The sequence below is a fragment of the Leptotrichia wadei genome, from assembly GCF_007990545.2.
Classification (GTDB): Bacteria; Fusobacteriota; Fusobacteriia; order Fusobacteriales; family Leptotrichiaceae; genus Leptotrichia; species Leptotrichia wadei.
On sequence record NZ_AP019829.2, the window covers coordinates 1,269,142 to 1,286,930 of the forward strand.

Annotated in this window: 17 protein-coding genes and 1 pseudogene; 14 read left to right on the forward strand and 4 right to left on the reverse strand. The window is 28.0% G+C overall.

The window, feature by feature from the left end; genetic code table 11:
- Positions 1–93 precede the first annotated feature (93 nt).
- The gene (locus FVE73_RS05905) at positions 94–1,122 is read right to left on the reverse strand and encodes a pseudouridine synthase family protein (protein WP_018497900.1); all 1,029 of its coding nucleotides are present in this window, start codon (positions 1,120–1,122) and stop codon (positions 94–96) included.
- 255 nt (positions 1,123–1,377) lie between these two features.
- Between FVE73_RS05905 and FVE73_RS05910 the strand changes: the two genes are divergently transcribed.
- Positions 1,378–3,012, forward strand: a complete 1,635-nt coding sequence (locus tag FVE73_RS05910) for a malolactic enzyme (RefSeq protein WP_018497899.1) — start codon at positions 1,378–1,380, stop codon at positions 3,010–3,012.
- A 70-nt stretch (positions 3,013–3,082) separates the two neighbouring features.
- On the forward strand, positions 3,083–3,547 hold the full coding sequence (locus FVE73_RS05915) for an RpiB/LacA/LacB family sugar-phosphate isomerase (protein ID WP_018497898.1): 465 nt from the start codon (positions 3,083–3,085) through the stop codon (positions 3,545–3,547).
- A gap of 386 nt (positions 3,548–3,933) precedes the next feature.
- Here FVE73_RS05915 and FVE73_RS11115 read toward each other — a convergent pair.
- The 3 genes and pseudogenes from FVE73_RS11115 to FVE73_RS05925 form a co-directional block, all read right to left on the reverse strand.
- Positions 3,934–4,911, reverse strand: a pseudogene (locus tag FVE73_RS11115) (tannase/feruloyl esterase family alpha/beta hydrolase).
- A gap of 107 nt (positions 4,912–5,018) precedes the next feature.
- A complete protein-coding gene (locus FVE73_RS11050) occupies positions 5,019–5,579 on the reverse strand; it encodes a tannase/feruloyl esterase family alpha/beta hydrolase (RefSeq protein WP_269473106.1) in 561 nt (186 codons plus the stop codon).
- A gap of 415 nt (positions 5,580–5,994) precedes the next feature.
- Positions 5,995–6,690, reverse strand: a complete 696-nt coding sequence (locus FVE73_RS05925; protein WP_018497897.1) for an alpha/beta hydrolase-fold protein — start codon at positions 6,688–6,690, stop codon at positions 5,995–5,997.
- 251 nt (positions 6,691–6,941) lie between these two features.
- Here FVE73_RS05925 and FVE73_RS05930 point away from each other — a divergent pair, with 251 nt between their 5' ends.
- The 12 genes from FVE73_RS05930 to proC all read left to right on the forward strand — a co-directional run bounded on the left by FVE73_RS05930 (position 6,942) and on the right by proC (position 17,739).
- Positions 6,942–7,238: a hypothetical protein gene (locus FVE73_RS05930; protein ID WP_146997842.1), complete on the forward strand. Its 297-nt coding sequence runs from the start codon at positions 6,942–6,944 to the stop codon at positions 7,236–7,238.
- Positions 7,239–7,292: 54 nt separating this feature from the next.
- On the forward strand, positions 7,293–8,066 hold the full coding sequence (locus FVE73_RS05935; protein ID WP_018497895.1) for a hypothetical protein: 774 nt from the start codon (positions 7,293–7,295) through the stop codon (positions 8,064–8,066).
- 28 nt (positions 8,067–8,094) lie between these two features.
- Entirely contained in the window at positions 8,095–9,663 is a 1,569-nt protein-coding gene (locus tag FVE73_RS05940) for a hypothetical protein (RefSeq protein WP_018497894.1), read from the forward strand.
- A gap of 96 nt (positions 9,664–9,759) precedes the next feature.
- On the forward strand, positions 9,760–10,689 hold the full coding sequence (locus FVE73_RS05945) for a DUF4299 family protein (RefSeq protein ID WP_018497893.1): 930 nt from the start codon (positions 9,760–9,762) through the stop codon (positions 10,687–10,689).
- A gap of 52 nt (positions 10,690–10,741) precedes the next feature.
- The gene (locus FVE73_RS05950) at positions 10,742–11,515 is read left to right on the forward strand and encodes a hypothetical protein (RefSeq protein ID WP_018497892.1); all 774 of its coding nucleotides are present in this window, start codon (positions 10,742–10,744) and stop codon (positions 11,513–11,515) included.
- Between the two features lie 93 nt (positions 11,516–11,608).
- Positions 11,609–11,983: a hypothetical protein gene (locus FVE73_RS05955; protein WP_018497891.1), complete on the forward strand. Its 375-nt coding sequence runs from the start codon at positions 11,609–11,611 to the stop codon at positions 11,981–11,983.
- 89 nt (positions 11,984–12,072) lie between these two features.
- A complete protein-coding gene (locus FVE73_RS05960) occupies positions 12,073–12,834 on the forward strand; it encodes a hypothetical protein (RefSeq protein ID WP_018497890.1) in 762 nt (253 codons plus the stop codon).
- A gap of 150 nt (positions 12,835–12,984) precedes the next feature.
- Entirely contained in the window at positions 12,985–14,199 is a 1,215-nt protein-coding gene (locus tag FVE73_RS05965; RefSeq protein WP_018497888.1) for a M20 metallopeptidase family protein, read from the forward strand.
- Positions 14,200–14,211: 12 nt separating this feature from the next.
- Entirely contained in the window at positions 14,212–15,621 is a 1,410-nt protein-coding gene (gene rlmD, locus FVE73_RS05970) for a 23S rRNA (uracil(1939)-C(5))-methyltransferase RlmD (protein WP_018497887.1), read from the forward strand.
- Between the two features lie 90 nt (positions 15,622–15,711).
- Positions 15,712–16,263 carry a hypothetical protein gene (locus FVE73_RS05975; RefSeq protein WP_018497886.1) on the forward strand — a complete coding sequence of 184 codons (552 nt, stop codon included), beginning with the start codon at positions 15,712–15,714 and terminating at the stop codon, positions 16,261–16,263.
- Between the two features lie 54 nt (positions 16,264–16,317).
- Complete coding sequence (locus FVE73_RS05980; protein WP_018497885.1) at positions 16,318–16,911, forward strand: cob(I)yrinic acid a,c-diamide adenosyltransferase; 594 nt, start codon at positions 16,318–16,320, stop codon at positions 16,909–16,911.
- A gap of 24 nt (positions 16,912–16,935) precedes the next feature.
- On the forward strand, positions 16,936–17,739 hold the full coding sequence (proC, locus tag FVE73_RS05985) for a pyrroline-5-carboxylate reductase (protein ID WP_018497884.1): 804 nt from the start codon (positions 16,936–16,938) through the stop codon (positions 17,737–17,739).
- Positions 17,740–17,789 lie beyond the last annotated feature (50 nt).

Sequence of the window (17,789 nt, forward strand, 5' to 3'; positions counted from 1 at the left end):
CCACACAAACTTAGAATTTAATAAAATAAATATTCTGAAACAAGTCGTTTTGATTCCTTGGCAGAAAATATAATGTCTCTATTTTTCTCATATCTACATTTCCTTCACAACTATATCTCCAAAAATTTTCTTCAACTTCCTAATATTTTTCCCATTTTTCCCAATAAATTCCCCTTTATCCTTCTTTTCAACAAAAAATACTGTAAAATAGCCATTTTTCTCAATTTTCTTAATTTTAGCAATTCCACCAATATTTTTTAATTCCTCATTCAAGCCATTTATTTTACTTGCAGAATTTCCTGCTTCTAAACTTTTTTCATTTAATTTCACAAAATCTTTTCCATAATCCTCATTTTTTAAAACCATCAGTTCTTCAATATTTTCGACATCAAAAAAACTGATTTTCTCCAATTCCTCTGAAAATTCAACTTTCTCCAATATCAAATATTTCCCGTCAAGCGCCTTGTCTTTTATCCCTAATTTTCTATTTTCAAAGTTTTTATTGTTTAATTTTTCAATATCAAGCTTTGTGTTATTTAAAATGAAATTACTCATAATTCGCACCTGCTGCGGCAAAAATCCATCTCCCACAAAATATAGCCTGCCATTTTCATATTTCACAAAAACTTCCCTTATATGATTCTTTAATTTTTTCCCCTTTTCTGAAGTAAATTCGTAAAAATCCCTTTTCCCAGAAACTTTCTCACAAATCTGACTTATTCTCTCTTCATTATTCTTCACAAGATTTTCTGGATATTCATAAATATAATATCTTTTTTCAATCATTTGCGGAAATTCTAAAAACGGCAATGTTCTTACTATTTTATTGATTTCCAGCCCTTCTGTCCCTAAAAGTTTTAATTTTGAAAAATCAATAATATTTTTGGAATTTATATAAAGAATATTTCCCTTTGCGCTCACATTCGTATCAGTTCTTCCAGCCTGCTGGATTCCTTTAAAAATCTTGATTTTGCTGCTTTCCAGAATTTTTCTAAATTCTGCTTTTACACTTTTTTTATTTGGATTTTCATCAAAAGATTCAAACTTTTGTCCATCATATTCTATAAAAAACATGTATCCAAAATATTTTGTATTCTCAAAATCCCTTATTAATTTATTCACTGCTATTTCTCCATTTTTTATTTTTTTACTTTATAAAGTTCCCTGACATATTTTCCAATCTAATTTTTCATAATTCACAAATACTTTATTATTTATTCAATCATAATTGAATATATTTTATCATTTTATCTAATAAATGTATAGATATTTTCCTTTAATTTCCTTTAATTAAAGTATAAACAAATCAATTTCTCTACTATCCCATGTTATAATTAATTTATCAAAATTATTTTAAAAACTTAGAGGTGATTATTTATGAAATCAGGTTATGAAATTTTAAACGATCCTTTTCTTAACAAAGGAACGGCGTTCACAAAAGAAGAAAGAGAAAAATATGGATTATTGGGACTGTTACCAGCACAATTTCAAACGATAGAAATTCAAGCAAAACAAGTTTATAAACAATTTCAAGCGAAAGATAAATTAATAGAAAAAAGACATTTTTTGATGGAAATTTTTAATACAAATAGAACGTTATTTTATTATTTATTTAATGAACATGTTGTTGAGTTTATGCCTATTGTTTATGATCCTGTAATTGCAGAAAGTATAGAAAATTATAGCGAGTTATTTGTAAACCCTCAGAATGCAGCTTATTTGTCGGTAAAAGAACCAGAAAATATAGAAACAATTTTAAAAAATGCCGCAAGTGATAGAAATATTCGATTGATAGTTGTTACAGATGCTGAAGGGATTTTAGGAATTGGAGATTGGGGAACTAACGGAGTAGATATTTCAGTTGGAAAGTTAATGGTTTATACTGCCGCAGCTGGAATTGATCCTTCTACAGTTCTTCCAGTTGTGATTGATGCAGGTACGAATAGAAAAGAATTATTGGAGAATGAATTTTATTTGGGAAATAAATTTGAAAGAGTTAGAGGTGACGAATATTATAATCTTATTGATAAATTTGTAAAAACAGCTGAGAAAATTTTTCCAGATTTATATCTTCATTGGGAAGACTTTGGAAGATTAAATGCTGCTAATATCTTGAAAAAGTATGAAAATGAAATTGCAACTTTTAATGATGATATACAGGGGACAGGAATTATTACTTTAGCTGGAATTTTAGGAGCATTAAAAATTTCTGGTGAAAAACTTACGGATCAAGTTTACATGTGTTTTGGTGCAGGAACTGCTGGAGCTGGAATTGCTAAAAGAATTCTTGATGAAATGATTGAACAAGGACTTTCTGAAACAGAAGCAAAAAAGCGCTTTTATTTAGTTGATAAGCAAGGATTATTATTTGAAGATACAGAAGGATTGACACCAGAACAAATTCCTTTTGCTAGAAAACGTGATGAATTTGAAAATTCTGATGAACTAATAAATTTAGAAGCAGCAGTTAAAGCTATAAAACCAACAATTTTAGTAGGAACTTCAACAGTACCAAAAACTTTTACAAAAGAGATCATACAAGAAATGGCAAAACATACAAAAAGACCTATAATTTTTCCATTAAGCAATCCTACAAAATTAGCAGAAGCATCTGCGAAAGATCTTATTGAATGGACAGACGGAAGAGCTCTTATTGCAACAGGAATTCCATCAGATCCTATAGAATATAAAGGAACTGTTTATGAAATTGGACAAGCTAATAACGCATTAATTTATCCTGGATTAGGACTTGGAATTATTGCAACAAAATCAAGACTCTTAAATGATAAAATAATTTCAGCAGCAGCTCATTCACTAGGAGGAATTGTTGATACAAATAAACCTTGTGCTGCAGTACTTCCACCTGTATCAAAATTAACAGAATTTTCTGAAACAGTAGCACTTGCAGTAGGAGAAAGTGTATTAGAACAAAAATTAAATAGAGAACCTGTTGATAATTTGAAAGAAGTGATTGAAAATACAAAATGGATTCCTGAATACAAAAAACTTTAATTAGCTTGTTGATTTTTTTTAACTTTTTAAAGTAAAATGAAAATATATAAAAATATTAGGAGATGATTTTATGAAAATAGCAATGGCTGGAGATCATGCTGGATTTAATTTAAAAAAGGAAATTAAGGAATTGCTGGAATCACAAGGACATGAAGTTATAGATTTCGGACCTTTTAATGAAGAATCTTGTGACTTGCCTGATTTTATTTATCCTGCTTCACTTGCAGTAAGTAAGCTAGAAGTTGACAGGGGAATCTTTATAGATGGTGTTGGTTATGGAAGTGCCTTAATTGCAAATAAAATTTACGGTGTTTATGCTGCTGTTTGTCAAGATCCATTTTGTGCAAGTTTAGCTCGTTCTCACTCAAATACAAACGTACTTTGTCTTGGTGGAAAAATTATTGGTTCTGCTATCGCACAAGAAATTGTAAAAACATGGATGACTACCGATTATTTAATAAATGAAAAGAAATATACAAATAGAGTAAATAAAGTAGTTGAAATTGCTGAAAAGCATATTAGAAAAGATATTTAATACTGAACCTATTTAAATGACGAATATATTATAAATCTCTTTAGTAGTTTAAACCTGAATATTTATTTTTAAATAATTAAAATAAGTTTTCGCTTTTTAAACGAAGTACAGTATGCCTAAATAAAAGAACCTCTCTCAAATGCTTTATATGTACGCCTTTGATATATGATATGGAATATCTTGATAATGTCTATATACTGTAATATTCTCTTTAAAAGTTTTAATTACCTATTTGAATTTATTAGAAATATATTTTGAATAAATCCATATTGATTTACTATCTTAAAATTTTGGAGAGAATTTTTGGGTTGAACTTTTCAGCAGATATAACAGGGCTGCTTTCATCAAATTATCCTTATGAGACAGCCCTTTTTTATTAATAATTATTATTTACATTTAAAACTACTAGCCTTATTCTTATCTCCACCAATATAAGTTGCTACCTTTGGATATGGACAAAGTGGCTGTTCCTTATTTGGATCTGGATATTCTTTCCCTGCTTTTCCAACTATATAATCTGGTGCAATATTTTCTTCAGTCCATTTTTCAAGGGCTGTCAAAGCGTCAAAATTTTCCATTACAGGGCCTCCACCACAGTGATTCATTCCAGGAACCATAAATAAACGTGTGAAATTATCAATATTTCCCATATTTTCCACTAATTTTTTATACCAGTCCCTAATGTCGTGAGCTGAAAATACGGGATCTGATACACCTTCATAAATAATGACTTTTCTACCACGAGCTTTAAATGTTGACAAATCAGTTTTATCAGCGTCATTTAATCCACCAATTTCATTTGTTTTGGCAACATCCTTATCAAAATCAAATTCTGTTGGTTTCATTCCTGGTCTTGCAGGCTTCATATAATAATCACTCAAACTAGCTGTTCCCATCATGAAATTCATTGAATTTGGTGTTCCTGTTTTTGAGGTCCCGTGTTTCCACATACGCCAACCCATTATATTTATTCCTGCATCATAAGGTCAAGATGCGTAAACATTTTCGCCTTTACTATTTTTCGCACCGTTGAATACTGCATTTAATAATGCAACTTTTTTCTTTCCAATTTTTTTCTCAACCATTTCAGGTTTAAAGTCGCATTTTTCCCAATTGTTTACAATTCCATCTTTCAAACCATCTTTAGCATCACATCTATCAAGCACACCTTGAGCAACAGCATCCAAATCCTCTTGCGTCAAAGCGTCTGCAACTATTTTGTTACCATTTTTATCAGTCGGTACATATTTTAGAAATTGGTTGTTGTCCCATATTTCACCAATTGCAGCTTTCGACAATCTGAATCCAGGATTTCCCGCAATAATTCCATCAAACTCATTTGGATAATACATAGCGGCTTGCATTGCCTCACGACCTCCATTTGAACATCCCAAAAATAACTGTGTTTTGGCATCAAATTATACATTTCGTTGATTAATTGTTTTGCAACATTCGTAACTTTTCCAGTAGATTAGAATGCATAATTTAAGATAGCTTGTTGATCTTTTGCAAAACTTGTATTACTTCCAAAATGTCCACTGTCAGTACTTACAACGGCATATCCACGAGTCAAAGCTGGTTCTGCGGTTGATCCTGACGGACGGGCTGTCCCAGTTGCTGGTGAAACGGAACCATCTAATCCTCCACCACCTTGAAATAAAAACTTATTATTCCATTTTGCAGGTAATCTCAATTCAAATCCAATCGAATAATCTTTCCCATCTGCACCTTTTCTATTTTCAATTTTCTCTTTCACAACACAGTGTGCAGGTGCCGAAGCCTTAGCCGTACTAGAACCACTAAAGCTAGCATTAGCATCTTCTTCCAAAGGTCCTTCCTCTTTCCATTCCGTACTTGTAATCTCAGTCTGATAAATTTTGCTATTTTTTAAGCTCATACATTTTTCCTTTGTTGCTCCAGTAAATACAACTGATTTTTTTTCAAGTTTTTTATTATTTGTTTTTGCTGCAAAAGTTGTAATTCCTGCCACCATTAAAAGTGATGAAACCATCATTAATTTAAACTTTTTCATTATACTTCCTCCAAAAAATAAACTGTTACTTTACTATTACTAGTATACCATAAAAAATATAGAGTTTAAATTTATAAATTAAAAAAATTTTTTGACTAATTGACTTTTTTTGAAAATATGATATAATTAAATTGTTAAAAACCCTAAGGGGAACTTATGATATGTAATAAAATTGGGATTAAAAGCTAGATTTTTCTAGCTTTTTTTGTTATAATTAACTTTGGGTATCCCAATGCCCAAATTACATATCAAGGAGGTTTAGAGCAGTGAATAGCGATGAACTTATTAGACTTCTAGTTATTATGTATATTATTTACAGATTAACTAGATAGTCGAAAAATCTCGAATTTCACCTCTGCCTCTACCCTTAGGGGATTTGAACTATTCAACTTATTTAAATTATAAATTAATAAAATTAACAATTTTCTAAAATCCAAACAAATCCTTTTCCAGTTCGTATATCTGAATCATTAAAATGATTTCCCTCATTCCATTCCAAAATACTTTTTTCAATTCCAGAATTTTTTAATATTTCAGAATACTCCCTTATATTGTCACCAATTTTAGCTAATATTTTATGTTTAGAAGTTTCTTCCAGTTTTCCAAGGCTCAGATATACATTGTTTGCCTTTAGTTCAGCATTTCTTACAAAATCTATCCAGCCCTCATACCACACAGAAGGAGAAACGCCTGCTACTCCATAAAAAGTATTAGTTTCATAACCACTCCACAGAGAAAATAATCCAGCAAGAGAATATCCGCCTAAAATATACTTCACATTCTTTTCTTGAATATTCATAAATTCTGCCAAACTTGGAATCAATTTTTCCTTTATAAACTCTAATGTTTTACCAGCTCCATCTCCAAAATTTCCTTTTCCACGAAGAAGTGGCATTTCCCAAGGTGTCAGTTCGCTATTCCAGTCTTCTATTTTAAAAGCTGCCAAACTAAAATTTTTATCCGTATTTTCAGAAATATATTTCACTTCATTGTCTAAAAGTTGCATATCATGCTCATCGACAGGCTGTATTAGGATATATTCTATCTTTTTATTTTCATTTGTATATAAAATACATTCTTTTTCTTCTATTTTGAAATTTAATTTTTTCATATTTGCTCCTTTTTTAATATTTTTTGAATATTGAATTTATTTTAAATAGATTTTGATTAATATAATTAATTATAGCATATGTTTTTAAAAATTTTATTCAATTTATTTATACTATTTTTATAATTTTTTTCTTTGCTTAAATATATTTAATTTTTTTTAAAATTGTGGTAAAATAAATGGAATATTTGATGAAATCTTGGATTTTGCTAAGCTTTATCAATAAAAAAATATTTATAAACGAGGAAAATGAAATGTTTAGAAAGAAAAATGAAATTTTTTATGTTGGAAAAGTTGAAATTATTATTAATGAATCAACCCTTGATGTATTTAGAAATACAATCTATTATGTAGATATGCAGGATGCTCTGTGTATTAAAAGTGTTCCGTTTATTACCTGTGATATTTATGAAGATGAATTTCCCGACCATTTAATTGCTCAGGTAGGACTGGAAGATGACGAGGAAAATGATATATTACCAAGTGTAGAGGAACTGAAAAATAAAAAAATTGTTTGCTTTATTCAGTTAGATGAGCATATAATGAGATAAAACTGTTGAACTGCTCAGAATTATATACAAAATATTCAAATGGAGGTTATTTTTATGAACATGGAAATTATACAAATTTGTGATATTACATTAACAGTAAAATTTGCCTTAAAAACTAAAACTAATATTGAATATTTTCCTTTTGAATATGAAAAAAGTATAGAATTTTTATTCTCTAAAAATAAAATAGATTTTTTAGAAAAAAACTATAAAGCCAGAAATATTGAAGAATGGTTTGATTATTGTTTAAAGTTAAGTTTAGAAGATATAAAAATTTTATTACCTGTTTCATCTAAAAATTTAAATATTTCCAACGATTTAAATACAGGTAAAATTAAACTTATTTGCTATTTTAAAAATAATTTGATTCTTTATTTTACACCAAAATGGAAGAAAACAAGTGGTGGACGAAATGTTATTTATACTGCTCACAAATATGAAAATTCTATCAATGGAAAACTTAAATTTTATGATAATACAGAAGATTTTAAAAATATATTAAGTAAAATAGCAACTTTGGCTGATAAAATTAATTTTTCAAATTTTGGAAATATCTTTAGAAAAGCTTTTAACATTTTAAATGGGGAAAGTTTTGAAAATATAAGAAATACTCTTTATGGACAAACTCTTTTTAAAATACCTAAAATAAATGCAAGACTTTTTTATTCCGCCAAAATTTCTAATGTTTTTGGTGGAATGAGTTCCTGGAATGACAGCCCTCCTTATTATGCACACAAAAAAGGGCTTGAAAGTGAATATGACAGTCTTACGGAAGAACTTTTGACACAAATTAGGCTTGCTCTTTTATATTCTGTAAATGAATGGTAAAATATAATAAAATTATAATGGAGGATTTATGAAATTTTTTCAAAATATACTTATTATTGTAGTTGTAGTAACAATTATTTTTCTAATAAAAAAATTAATGATAACAAAAAAATTAGAAAAAAAGGAGAATAAAAAATTGGAAAACAAAAATTTATCTATATATGAATTAATAAAATCTTCTATTCAAGAGTGCGGAAAATTACCTGAAGATTTTGCTTTGCCCCAAGAAGAGGAGAATGGAATTCCTTGGGCAGATGGTGCAATGGATGGCGTTTTTTTGTATCATACTGCTATAAATGAAGAAAATATAGAAACTTTGAAGAATATTGTATTTCAAATTTCAGAAGGAAAATTTAAAGAAGCTCAAAATAATTTAGACCATTTAGATTTTTTAATGGTTTCATCAAGAACTTCCTTGCTAAATTGGATTATTCAAGAAAGTGAAAAAATAAATGCTAATAATATGTATGAATTTACTATCTCTCAATTGAAAACTTCTAAAAATAAAGAAAATATAAAATTTTCTTTGGCTGTATTATTATTAATGGGAGTTGAGAAAGATGTTAAAGCAATGGAAATAATAAAAACTTTGGCTCTTTCTGACGAGTTTACCTTATTTTGTTTAGATATAATAACTAGACTAGAAAATTCAAATGAAGAAATTTTTGAAATTGCTAAAAAGGTTAAAGGATGGGGAAGAGTACATTCTATCGCATATTTAGAACCCGCTAATGATGAAATAATAAAAGAGTGGATATTGGAAGAAGGCTGTCACAATGAAATAGATCCAGCATACACTGCATTAACTTGTGTAAAAAAAATAAATTTACTAGAATTATTAGATGAAGAAAATATTTCTAATAAAAAATTTAATGCCATTTCATATTTAATTACTGCTTTATTAAATGAAGGACCTGCTTCTGGAATTTCATCCTTAGAAAATAAAGAAATGCTAATTGAAAGATATTTAAAAAAAGCAAAATATTTATCTTCAACAGAAAACGATTATCGTGCTGTTATGATGATTAAAGAATATATAAAAGATGACAAAAAAATTAATAATAATTTTATAAAAATTTGCAATGAGATTTTAAATTCTGAAAGAACTGTAAATAATATAAAAGAATTAATGAAGAAAGGATATTCTTATGATATAGCAAAATATATAAAAATAGACATTGAACCGTATGCTTTAGAATATTTACAAAGTAATCTTTTAAAAAATCCCTATATAATGTATGATATATCAAAAAAAGAAAATATAGAAAAACTTGTCTTACTCGTAGAAAAAAGATTACCATTAGAAAAAATGAAAGGATCTCCTACTGATAAAATCAATTTTAGAAATGAAGAATTTACAGTTTTAGATGTTGCAGTTAGAACTCTAGAAAATTTTGAAGGGATAGGAAAAAATTTAATGATATGTGCTCTAAATTCTCCATATGAAAATGTGAGATATGGAGCAGCTAATACATTGGAAAAATGGAAAGGGAAGGGATATATTTTTCCTGATGAAATAATACAAAATATAAAAAACTTAGAAAAAATTGAAGTTGATGATGAGTTGAAAGAAAAATTAAACAAATTAGTAAAATGATGTATTATATCTTTTTAGAAATTTGAATAAAATTAAAAAATAAAGTGGCGATAAAAATAATAAATTAGTAAATAAAAAAAATACGGAGGTTAAAAAATGAGTATAAGTTTTTATGTAAAAAACAAGAAAAAATTTTTAGGTTATGAACCGATTTTAAATGTTGAAACTGCATTGAGTTTGCTGGATAAGGAGCTTTATACCTACAATACTGGAAATATTGATATTAATGATTTGCTGCTATCTCCTGTTTCTAATTATCAGTGTCTTTTAATAGGAGATGGTAAGGAAAGTGCAAGAGGATTTGAATTGTATTATGATAATAAAAATAAAAATTATAGCATAAGGGTTTTTACACCATCGTCCAGAGAAGATTGGCTTCTGGCATTGGAATATATAAAAGCATTGGCTAAAAAATTTGATTCAAAAATTATAAGTGAAACGGGAGAAGAATATACAGTTGACAATATTGATAAATTTGACTATGAAGGTGATATACTTTATGGAATAGAAGGAATTTCATCACGAGTTAAAGGTGAAGATTCGACTCTTTACAGTATTTTTGGAATAAATAGAATAGTTTCCTTTAATCAGGAAATGATTGATAGAATAGAAAATTCAGATAGCCCTATTGATACTTTTTCTAATATGGTAAAGGAAATACAATATTTAGATGCCTTCTCGGCAAATCAGCGATTTTTCAGAAATAAGGAAGACGGGAAAATAATAGGAACTTATACTCTTACACAAAATCTTAGAATGATACTTCCTTATAAACCTAGTGTTGAATTTGAAAATTCAGATATGGTTAAAAATGAAGATATTGCTTTCTGGAATATTGGACTGGTAATTATTGACGGAGATGAAAATGATCCAAACAGTTATCAAGTTGTTGGTCAATTAGATTATAATGATTTTATAAAAAAATTACCAAAAGATAAGTATCATTTTATCGACGCTTCATATATTCTTGTTGAGCCATTAAGTAAAGAAAAAATTTTAGGATTGCTGGAAATATCTGTTAATTAAAATAAAATGACTTTAAAATATTATTTCTAAAAATGAAATTAGGAGGCATAAAATGGATAAAAATCGTAAAAGATGGGGTTATATCTTTGATGAAAAATTAGATATGTTGATTCCTAATATTCCAAGACAGAAAAAATTTGTAAAAATATTTTTGATTTTATCATTAATATTTTTTATCATTGCTCTAATGCAATTATATTTTTTAGATAAAACTTCCCCAAAACAAATAATATTTTTGATTTATAGTGGAGGTTCAGTTTTTTTTCTTTTATTTTTGGCTATTGTTATAAAAGTAAATATTTCTTTCATCGAAAGAAAATTGAAACAACTTGAAGAAACGACATTGCCATATGAATTTGAAATTCATCCACTAAAAGATAATTCATATATTTTTTTGTGTATTATATTATTTATTATGTTTATTACAATACTCTATTTTAAATTAAATGAATTGTTAAAAAATTTTACATCAAAAGATATTTTTTTCGTTATTTTTATGATTATAACGATTGCCGTCAATTTTAGCTTTTTTTTGGAAAATCTCAAAAAAAGAAAATATTCTTTAATTATAAGTGGAAGAATTATAAAATTATTATATGAAAACAATGAAATAGAATTTATAGAAATTGATAATATCCGTTATGCCAAATTTTATGCGGCTAATGCTGGAAAAGGCAGAAAAGAAAGAAATCCCACTTTTCAAATTTTTGATAAAGAAGAGAAAAAATTTGTTGAAATGTCTATCAAGCCAACTGATTATTGTTTGCTGAAAAAATATTTTACAAAATATAATGTGATGATTGATGATTTATACGAATATTTCTAAGAGTCTATATGATTTTAGAAATAAAAATTTTTTTTAAGATTACAAAATTACAAATTATACTCATTTTATTCAAAAAATAAGGAGAAAAATACAATGTTTATTTTTATGTTGATATTGCAATTGGTAATACTTATTATTAGTATCACAACTATTATCTATTTAATAACAAGAAAAAATACAATGGAATGTTTTTACATAGAAAATGAAATTTTATGCCTAAACTCTATGCCTACAAAAAAGATTCCACTTTCTGATATTGATTACATAGAATTTTATTGCAGTCGTTTTCGTAACAGTTGCAGAGGATTGATAAAGATTCATACGATAAATTCAAAAGTAGTCAAACGATTTTTTCAAACAAGTAAATTTACATTTTTTGTTACTGAACAAATGGTTTTAGATGAAATTAATAAATTGACACCTATTTTGAAGGAATATTCGATACCATACACTATTAATTATAATTAAACTTCGAATGTTGTAGTTATAGAATTTTAAAAAATTTAATTATATTTATTAAAAATAACAAATCTTATACTAAAAAGGAAGTGTTTTAAATGGGAATATATGAAATAATTATAGGAACAATGTTTATACCATTTTTATTTATTTTATCAATATTTTTTTCTTTATCATTAAGAAAAAGAAACATGCAAAAAATTATATCCGCTGAAATTAGTGATGCTTTAAAAGACTTAAAACCACGAGAATTTTTTTATAATTTATTAAAAATGGAAAGAACAGCAAAACCAGTTTACTGTGCAGAAATTTTTTTATTAGCGATAGACACCATTTATATCTTATTCGGTGGATATGCTGAATATCTAAAAGAGTTAAAATTTGCACAAGAGTTTTCTGATTTTCCGATAAATCCTATGTCATCTGTATTTATTAAATTTGGTATTCCTATTTTTTTATGGTTTATTGTACTTTTTCTATTATTATTTGCCTTATTTATGAAAAAGAAAGAGAATAAAAGATTAGCCGAAATGCTAGATAACTTAGAAAAATACAGATTTTTAAATTATGCAAAAGAAGATTTTATCAACTCTGAGAAAATAGTTAAAACTGGAATGGTCGCACAAAGTGATTTAAAAATTGGAAGCAGATATTTATTTTCTATCTATCCAGCGTACATAATTCCTTATTCTTGGATTTCTGATATAAAAATTGATAGAGTTTATAATCGCGGAGGAAGTTATTCATCTTTAACTTTTATTTTTACTAAATCTTTTAAATATGAGAAAATATTTTTTGCTAAAAAGGAGGTTGCTGAAAAGGTTAGAGATTTTATTTTGGAAAATGAAGATTTTCATTAATTTCTTTATGTATCTTCTTGCTTCTCTTGTTCATATCCAATCATTTTTTATAAATACCGCTACTATTTGTTTTATTTTTCAAAAATTTACAAAGCCAATATTTTTTGATATAATGAAATTAAATAATTTTTTAGAAAGTGAGTGATAAAAATGGATTCACAAGAAATAAATAAATTTATAAAGGAAAATGTTGATAAAATTTATGATGAAATGGTAAAAGTTAGAAGAACTATTCACGAAAACCCTGAACTTGGGGATGAAGAGTTTGAAACAAGTAAATTGATAAAAAGATTTTTGACAGAAAATGGTATTGAATTTTTTGAAATTATAAATACTGGAGTGGTTGCGACAATCTATAATGATAAGGAAAATATGAAAAATAAGACAGTTGCAACTCGTGCGGATATTGATGCATTACCAATTTTGGAAGAAAATGAAGTTGAGTACAAGTCAAAAAATATTGGTAAAATGCATGCTTGCGGACACGATGCACATACAACTATTCAGCTTGGGGTAGCAAAGATTTTGGCAGAAAATAAGGATAAATGGAATGGAACTGTAAGATTTTTCTTTCAGCCTGCCGAGGAAACTTCTGGAGGATCAGACAGAATGATAAAAGCTGGAGCATTGGAATTTGAAAAGGAAAAAGATAAAAAAATAGATGCTTTTTTTGCATTACACATGGCTCCAGAAATAGAACTTGGGAAAATTGGGATAAAGTATGGAAAAGCACATGCTTCATCAGCAAGAATACACCTTACGATAAATGGTACTTCTGCCCACGCTGCATTACCACACAAAGGAGTAGATGCAATTTTAATCGGAGCGAAAGTTATGGAATACCTACAGTCAATAGTTAGCCGAAGAATTGACCCAAGAGAAGAGTCTGTAATTACAATTGGGGCATTTAATGGGGGTTTTGCTGATAATGTTGTCTGTGACAAAGTGGAAATGAAGGGAACAGCTAGAACAATGTCTGAAGAAACACGAACATTTATAATCGAAACATTAGAAAGAGATTTACCAAAATTTGTAGAAGCATTAGGTGGAACAGTAAATGTTGATATTGTACGTGGTTATGCACCTGTAATTAATAATGACGAAATGACAGAAAGAGTAGAAAATAACATTGTTGATTTGTATGGTAAAAGTGCTTTGGAACTAATAAAGCAGCCTAGAATGGATGTTGAAGATGTTAGTTATTTTCTAAATGAAATCCCTGGATGTTTTTTCAGACTAGGAACAAGAGTGGAAGAAAAAGGCTTAATTTACGATCTGCACCATCCAAAATTTAATATTGATGAGGAAAGTTTAAAAATCGGAATGGGATTACAATTGAAAAATATTTTAGAATATTTGAAATAAAAAAGGAATAAGATGAATAAAATAAAAAATAATTATGAAGTTGGGCAAAAGCTGGAAATTGAAATAGAAAAAATAGTGTTTGGTGGAGAAGGACTTGGAAGAGTTGATGGGTTTACAGTATTTGTACCGATGAGTGTGCCAGGAGATAAATTGGAAGTGGAGATTATCTCGGTAAAAAAGTCGTATGCAAGAGGGCTTATAACTAGGATAATTGAACCATCAAAGGACAGGATTGAAGATTTGTCCAAAATTAGTTTTGAGGATTTTGATGGCTGTGATTTTGGAATGCTTAAATATGAGAAACAGCTTGAATATAAGGATAAAATGCTTGAAGAAGTGTTGACAAAGATTGCTGAAATTGATTTGAGAAAAGTAAAAATTAGTAAAATTATTGGAAGTGATAAAAAAATTAATTATAGAAACAAGACGGCTGAACCATTTTTCAAAAAGAATGGAATTATTCAGACGGGATTTTATTCAAGAAAGTCCCACAATGTATTTTCAGCTAAAAAAAGTCTTCTAAAGTCAGAAATTGCCAAAATAATTATTGATAAATTTTTGGAGAAAGTAAATAGTTTTGCAGGTACAAAAAAGGAATTTAAAGTTTTTAACGAAGTGAATAATACTGGATTTTTGAAGCAGATAATGATTAGAAATAATGAAAAAGATGAAGTTATGATAGTTGTTGTCGTAAATAAAAATTCGCAGTATAATCAGCTTTCAAAAGTACTGGAAGATATGTACGATGAAAATGACTACATAAAATCAATCTATATTTCTGTAAAAACTGAACAGAATAACGTAATTTTAGGTAAAAATGTCCATTTATTTGGAAGTCAGTATTTGGAAGAGGAAATGGAAGGATTAAAATTCAAAATTTATCCAAATTCATTTTTTCAAATTAATAAAAAACAGGTACTAAAACTTTACGATGTTGCAATAAAATTTTTGAATGAAGAAAATAAAAATATTGATAAAATCTACGAAAAAACAGTAATTGACGCATTTTCAGGAACTGGAACCATTGCAATGATGCTTTCAAAAAACATAAAAAAAGTTATTGGAATTGAAAGCGTGGAAAGTTCAACACTTGCCGCAAAACTAACTTCTTATGAAAACTCCATTCAAAATGTAGAATTTGTAAATGGAAAAGTTGAGAAGGAACTCCCAAAAATTTTGAAGAGAGAAAATGTCGGAGCAATAGTTTTTGACCCGCCAAGACGAGGAATCGAAGAATCAGCATTAAAGAGTGTTGTACAGAATAGAATCGAAAAAATTGTCTATATTTCCTGCAATCCTGCCACTTTTGCACGAGATGTGAAGATTTTGACTGAAAATGGGTATGTATTAAAAAAAGTTACTCCTGTGGATATGTTCCCGCAGACTGGGCATATTGAAGTAGTGGGATTATTGGAAAAATAAGGAAAAGTAAATATTGGTCTAATATTTTATAGAAAAAGTGTGGAAATTGTTAGCAAATGAAATAATAATTAATAGGAGAAAATATAAGAAATGATGGAGTATTTTGAACTGGATAAAAGAAAAAATTTTGATGAAAGAAAATATTTATCAACAGAATTACTTGATAAATTAGGGTTAAATAAATATAGAAATTTGATAGAAGAAAATGATGCTATTTATTGTTCTGGAAAATATGGTTATAAATTAAAAAATGAAACTTATGAAAAAATTAAAGAAATTTTATATGAAATGTATAAAGATGCTTACGATTTGGAAGATGAAGAAGAAAAAGAAATGTTTAATGAAGAAATAGAAGCCTTTTTTTGCGATAAAAAATTATTAAGTGTATGGCGATTATTCTTTGAAGATAGAGTTTTAGAGGAATGTGTGGAAAATTGGAAACACTCTCCTCATATTGGATTAGATAACGAGGAAAAATTAAGAGATGATTTGATTCCGCTTGATTTAATTGAAAATAAAGAAGATGAAATTTTTCTTTTACACAAAGTGAATGGAGGAATTTATTTTTATTACGCATTTACATTTGTTATAAAAATAGCGGATAATTTTGATGAATTTATAGATAATTTATATGAAATTTAAAAATTAAAAAATTATTGTAAAATAATAAAAATATATTAAAAGAAGTTGATATTTATGAAAATATACACAAAATATGGTGATGAAGGTTTTACAAGACTTTATGGTGGACAAAGAGTCAGCAAGACTCATGTTAGAGTAGAAGCGTATGGAACGATGGATGAAGTTTGTTCATTACTTGGAGTAATTATTGCCGAAATTCGTGAAGATGAAAAGCTGAATGATGTACTTGGAAAGATACGTGAAGAATGTGAAAATATACAGCAGCAACTTTTTGACTGTGGAAGTGACCTTGCGACTCCTGATGGATTACGAGAGTACAAGCAAACAATTGATGATGTGAAATGGCTTGAGGAAAGAATGGATGAATATATTCCACAATTGCCTAAATTAGAATGTTTTGTAATTCCTGGAGGAAGCAGAATGTCAAGCATGTTTCATCTTATGCGGACAAGCACTCGTAGCTTGGAACGAAAAATGATAGCTGTAATTGAAGCAGGCGAAAATGTAAATAAAATCGGACTTCAATATATAAATAGGCTTTCAGATTATTTTTTTGTGATAGCTTGTCTTGTGAATTTAAAATTGGGAATTAATGAAACTATTTATAAAAAAAGCAAAAAAATTTTTAAAGTAAAAAATGAAAAATAAGCAAAAAAAAGGAGATGATTTAAAATGGAATTAGGAATTATTGGAGCTGGAAACATGGGAAGTTCGATATTAAAAGGTGTTATAACTTCTAACTTTCTTGTAAGTGATGATATAACTGTTTTTGATTTAAATCAAGAAAAAGTTGAAAACTTAGTAAAGAAATACGGTATTAAAGCAGCTGAAAGTGAAAATGAGCTTGTAGAAAAAAGCAACATTCTTATTCTTTCGGTAAAACCAAATATTGTACCAATAGTTTTGAAAAAAATTAAAGATAAATTGGATAAAAATACAATAATTTTATCAATTGCAGCTGGAGTTAGCATTGACTTTATTGAAAAAAATATTGGAAATGATAAAAAAGTAGTAAGGACAATGCCAAATACACCTGCTCAAGTTATGCAGGGAATGACAGCAGTTTCCTTTAATTCAAATATTGAAGAAAATGAAAAAAATGTTATCTTTAAATTGTTAAATAGTTTTGGGAAAAGTGTAGAAATTGAAGAAAAACTTATGCATGTTTATACTGGAATTAGCGGTTCTCTTCCAGCATACGTCTATGTGTTTATAGAAGCCCTTGCTGATGGCGGAGTTTTAGAAGGAATGCCTAGAAATAAGGCTTATGAAATAATTGCTCAAGCTGTTTTAGGTTCTGCCAAAATGATGCTTGAAACAAAAAAACATCCAGGCATTTTGAAGGACGAAGTGACTTCTCCTGGAGGAACTACAATTGCTGCTTTAAAAGTACTAGAAGATGGTAAATTTAGGGGAACTGTAATGGAAGCAGTTAAAGCCTGCACAGAAAAATCAAAAGACATGGCACAAAAGTAAATCTTTAATATTGACAATACCAAATAAATGAGGTAGACTAGTATTAATAA